Origin of the sequence: Cupriavidus sp. HPC(L) (assembly GCF_000307735.3) — a bacterium.
GTDB lineage: Bacteria > Pseudomonadota > Gammaproteobacteria > Burkholderiales > Burkholderiaceae > Cupriavidus.
This window is the reverse complement of sequence record NZ_AMPR02000214.1, coordinates 1-4,947: the sequence shown is the minus strand read 5'-3', so window position 1 is coordinate 4,947 and position 4,947 is coordinate 1. Positions and strand designations below refer to the sequence as shown.

Here is a 4,947-nt window from a genome sequence, read left to right as displayed (position 1 = left end):
CCTGGCGGCGATGGCCGGCCAGCGAGCGCAGCGCATCGGCCGCGGCCAGCACGTCGATATCGTGCCGATCGAGCCCGGCGCGCAGCACCAGGTCCTCGACGCTGGCGAAGGGCCGCTCGAGCCGGGCCTGTTCGATCCGCAGCGCCGCGGCCTCGCGCATGCCCTTGACCCGGTTCAGGCCGAGCCGTACCGCGTCGTTCTCCAGCACGCTTTCCCAGCCGCTGACCGTCACGTCCGGCGGCAGCGACCTGACGCGATGGCGGCGCGCGTCCTGCACCAGCTGCGACGGCGAATAGAAGCCCATCGGCTGGCTGTTCAGCAAGGCGCAAAGAAAGGCCGCGGGATGATGGCGCTTGATCCAGGCGCTGACATAGACCAGCTTGGCGAAGCTCGCGGCGTGGCTTTCGGGGAAGCCGTATTCGCCGAAGCCCTCGATCTGCTTGCAGATCGCCTGCGCGAATGCATCCGGATAGCCGTTGCGGGTCAGCGCCTTGATCAACGCATCCTGGTGTCGCTTCAGATCGCCCTTGCGCCGCCACGCGGCCATCGAGCGGCGCAACTGGTCGGCCTGGCCCGGCGTGAAGCCCGCCGCATCGATGGCCAGCTGCATCACCTGTTCCTGGAAGATCGGCACGCCCAGCGTGCGGCCCAGCACGCGGCGGATCACCTCGTTGTGATAGGTCGGCAGCTTGCCGGTGCGGCGGACCATCTCGCGCCGCTTCAGATAGGGATGGATCATGCCGCCCTGGATGGGCCCCGGCCGCACGATCGCGACCTCGACCACCAGGTCGTAGTAGCGGCGCGGCTGCAGCCGCGGCAGCATCGACTGCTGCGCGCGCGACTCGACCTGGAACACGCCGATGGTGTCGGCCTTGCACAGCATGTCGTAGGTATCCTCGTCGTCCTGCGGAATGTCCTCCATGCGGCAAGGCAGCTGCGGATGCGCGGGATTCGGATTCGGGATCATCGCCAGCGCGCGCCGGATCGCGGTCAGCATGCCGAGCGCCAGCACATCGACCTTCAGCAGGCCCAGCGATTCGAGATCGTCCTTGTCCCACTGGATCACGCTGCGCTTCTCCATCGCCGCATTCTCGATCGGCACCAGCCGCGACAGCTTGTCGCGCGCGATCACGAAGCCGCCGACATGCTGCGACAGGTGGCGCGGAAAACCGCGCAGCTGCGCCACCAGGCTGGCCCACTGGCGCACCGCCGGCGAATCCGGGTCGAGCCCGTAGCGCGCGATGCGCTCGACGAAGGTGTGGCCGCTCTCCCACCACGCCTGGCCCTTGACCACCTGCTCGACCACGCCGGGGTCGATGCCGAGCGCGCGGCCCACGTCGCGCAGCGCGCTGCGGGCGCGATAGGTGATCAGCGTCGCGGCCAGCGCGGCTCGATGGCGGCCGTACTGGTCGTAGATGTACTGGATCACCTCCTCGCGCCGCTGGTGCTCGAAGTCGACGTCGATGTCGGGCGGCTCGTCGCGCTCGCGCGAGATGAAGCGGCCGAACAGCAGATTGGTCTGCTCGGGGCTGACCTCGGTGATGTACAGGCAGTAGCAGACCACCGAATTGGCGGCCGAGCCGCGGCCCTGGCACAGGATGCCCTTGCCGCGGGCAAAGCGGACGATGTCGTAGACGGTCAGGAAGAAATGCTCGTAGCCCTTTTCCTCGATCAGCGCGAACTCGTCCTCGAGCCGTTGCCGCACCGATTGCGGAATGCCGTCGGGATAGCGCAGTGCCGCGCCGGCCAGCGTCTCCTGGCGCAGGTAGGAACTCGGCGTATGGCCCTTCGGCACCAGCTCCTCGGGATATTCGTAGCGCAGCGCATCGAGCGAGAAGTCGCAGGCCTGCGCGATCTTCACCGTCTGCGCCAGCGCCTCGCGCGGATAGAGCCGCGACAGGCGCTGCCGCATGCGCAGATGGCGCTCGGCATTGGGCGCCAGCGCCATGCCGCAGGCGCCCAGCGGCTGGCCCAGCCGGATCGCCGTCAGCACATCGGCCAGCGGCTTGCGCGAACGCACATGCATCTGCACCGCGCCGGCGGCCACCAGCGGCACGCCGGTTTCCGCGGCCACCGCCTCGAGCCGCTCGCGATGCAGCGCGTCGGCATGTTCCTGCAGCAGCTCCAGCGCAATCCAGACGCGCTCGCCGAAGACCGCCCGGCACCATTGCGCCTGCGCGCGCAGCGTGTCGGGGTCGGCGCAGTAGTCCGGCAGCAGCAGCGCCAGGCAATGCGGCATGCCGAGCAGATGCGCTTCTTCGGCAGCGGGATCGCTGATGTCGTGCTGGTACAGCTGGTAGCTGCCCTTGTCGGCGCGCCGGCGTCCGAGCGTGATCAGCTCGCACAGATTGCCGAACCCTTCGCGGTCCTGCGCCAGCAGGATCAGCCGGATGCCGGAGGGGACATCGGACGGGACGTCGCGCTGCCGCAAACCCAGTTCGCCGTTGCCCTCCCCCGCATCCGCCTGCAGCGTCATGCGGCTGCCGATCAGCAGCCGGAAGGCTTCGGCCGCCTCGGCCCGGGCCAGCAGGCGCGCATGCCGGCGCAGGAACTCCGGCTGGACCGTCCCGCCTGCCGGCGAATCGGCCATGGCAGCGGCTGCCCCCGGGCCTGACGATGGCGCCGCGAGCCACATTTCGTTGTCGTCATCGTCGTATTCGTCATCGTCGTCCGCGTCGTCGGGTGAGGCGCCGGCGGCCATCCTCGCCAGCCGCGCCGCACTGCGCTCCACCGCCTCGCGGGTACGCTCGCGCAGCGTCTTCAGCGCGTGATGCGCCCGCGCCGTGCCAGCCACCGAGGCCTCGTCGGTCAGCGCCAGCCCGCGATAGCCCAGCGCCAGCGCGCGTTCGATCAGCTCCTCGGGATGGGAAGCACCGGTCAGGAAGGTGAAGTTGGAAATGCAGTGCAGCTCCGCGTAGTCGGGCAGGCTGCCAAGCAGCAGCGACGCCAGCGATGGCGGCAGCGACGACGTGGAAAACGGGGGTTGGGGTGGAGCTTGGGACACAGCACTGCGAGAAGGAATGCCTTGGATTGGCACTGTATATTTATACAGTATTTGCCTTCGAGAAAGCAAGACACATCACGCCCCATGCCAGCACGGCGGCCAATGAAAAAGCCTCCCGAAGGAGGCTACTGAAGAGGCACCGCAACCAGTCCCGACGTATTTTCAGGACTCCCAATCTTCTACCGAGATACCAGGCACACGCTGGAACTCCCTCACATTGTGCGTAATCAGCGTGAGCTTTCGGGCGACTGCTTGCCCTGCAATCAGGACATCGTACGGTCCTATGGGTGTGCCGGCCGCTGCCAACATCGCCCGCAATTCCCCCGCATGGCGTGCATCCTCACGGTCGAAATCCAGGACTTCGAACTGCAATGCCTCCACTCGGGCCAGATTTTCGGCAGTGCGCTGTCCCTTGTACGCTCCATAGAAGAGCTCATGCGCCACGATTGACGGGATGCCAAAATCCCGGGGCTGATGCTGGCGCAGGTGCGAAAGGACGCCGGTGTGGCCTTTCATGATGGCGATCACGGCGTTGCTGTCGAGCAGATATCTCACTTGAAAAAATCCAGCTCGGGGCGATCCTGTTCAGCGGGCTGCTCGTTGACCGCCTGCACAAAGTCTTCGTCGACGGGACCGACGACCTGATCGAGCCATTTCCAATCGTCGGCGATGGGTTCGAGAATGACCGCATTGCCGTGGCGGCGAATGCGAACTTCGGCGCTCTCGAAGCGAAAGTCCTTTGGCAGACGGACGGCCTGGGAGCGGCCGGACCAGAAGATCTTTGCGGTTTCCACGCTACCCTCCTGTTTGATGTATATCAAAAAGATATACCAATAGTCGGGCGATAGCAAGTCGCGGAAGTGCATTGAGGCCCCTCGGCGGAGAACATACGCGCTCTCCTCACCCAAACAACCCCTGCAAAAACCACCGGTACTCCCCCTCCTCGTCCCCCTCGCGCCCCGGCCGTTCTCGATAGACCCAGCAGCGCAGGCCGTCGCTGCGTTCGGCGATGAAGTAGTCGCGCGTGGCGAGGGCGCCGTCCCACCAGCCTGACTCGATGCGTTCGGGTCGGGACAGCAGCGTCAACGGGGTGCCGTGGCAGGGGCGATGCCGGCGCACCGGCAGGCGCAGCGGCGGTTCGAGCAGCCACAGCGGGCGGTCGGGCAAGGCAATCCCATCGGCCGCAATCATCGAAGCGCGCGTCGAAGCGCGCGGCGAAGTGCGCGGTGATGCGTTGGCGCGGCCCGCGCCGGCTTCGTCGACCGGCCGCCAGCGGTTGGCGCATTCGGGCCGATGGTCGGCCAGCGGATGCGGCTGCAGCACGTTTTCGCGGCCCAGCCGCGCCACCAGCGTATCGAGCACGCGGCCGAGTTCGGCCTGCCCGCCGCCCGGCTCGGGAAACAGCGTGTCGCTCTGCGGCAGGCATTCGGCCACGGTCTCGACCTTCAGCATCAGGCCGACCACCGGCGCATCGAACTGCAGCCGGTCGAGCTTTTCCTGCAGCAGCCGCGACAGATGCCCGGGATCGCGGCTGGGCTGGGCCAGGCTGACCGTCACCGGCGTGGCGGCGATGGCGGCGTCGCGCCGCTGGCGTTCGTGTTCGAGCCGCAGCACGAAGCGCGTGACGCCGGCCTGATGCACGGTGAGCCAGCCGGCCACCGCCTGCAGCAGACGCTGCGCGCCGGCCAGCACGCCGGCGGCCGACTCGGTCCGCCCCGGCAATTCCATCCGTTCGGCGAAGGCGGGCGGCGCGGCGAACCAGCCCAGTTGCGCCGGCGTCTCGCCATAGGCCTGGTCCAGCCGCGCCAGCAGGTCCGTGCCGAGCCGGCGCTGCAGTCCCGCGCGCGGCAGCCAGCGGACCTCGCCGACGGTGCGGCAACCGATGCCGTCGAGCCAGCGCGGATCGGCCAGGCTTGCCAGCATCTCGACCGGCAGCCGGTCCA

The 4,947-nt window shown here is 67.8% G+C and carries 4 protein-coding genes; all 4 read right to left on the bottom strand.

The window, feature by feature from the left end:
* A partial coding sequence (locus B551_RS13245; protein ID WP_083492594.1) for an error-prone DNA polymerase occupies positions 1 to 2,926 on the bottom strand: 2,926 nt, incomplete at its 3' end.
* Positions 2,927 to 3,166: 240 nt separating this feature from the next.
* A complete protein-coding gene (locus tag B551_RS13240) occupies positions 3,167 to 3,559 on the bottom strand; it encodes a type II toxin-antitoxin system VapC family toxin (RefSeq protein ID WP_006577143.1) in 393 nt (130 codons plus the stop codon).
* Positions 3,556 to 3,798, bottom strand: a complete 243-nt coding sequence (locus B551_RS13235) for an antitoxin (RefSeq protein WP_006577142.1) — start codon at positions 3,796 to 3,798, stop codon at positions 3,556 to 3,558. The genes B551_RS13240 and B551_RS13235 overlap by 4 nt, the downstream gene beginning before the upstream one ends.
* Positions 3,799 to 3,904: 106 nt before the next feature.
* Positions 3,905 to 4,947: DNA polymerase Y family protein (locus B551_RS26575; RefSeq protein ID WP_023264276.1), on the bottom strand; the 1,043-nt coding region annotated here is incomplete at its 5' end.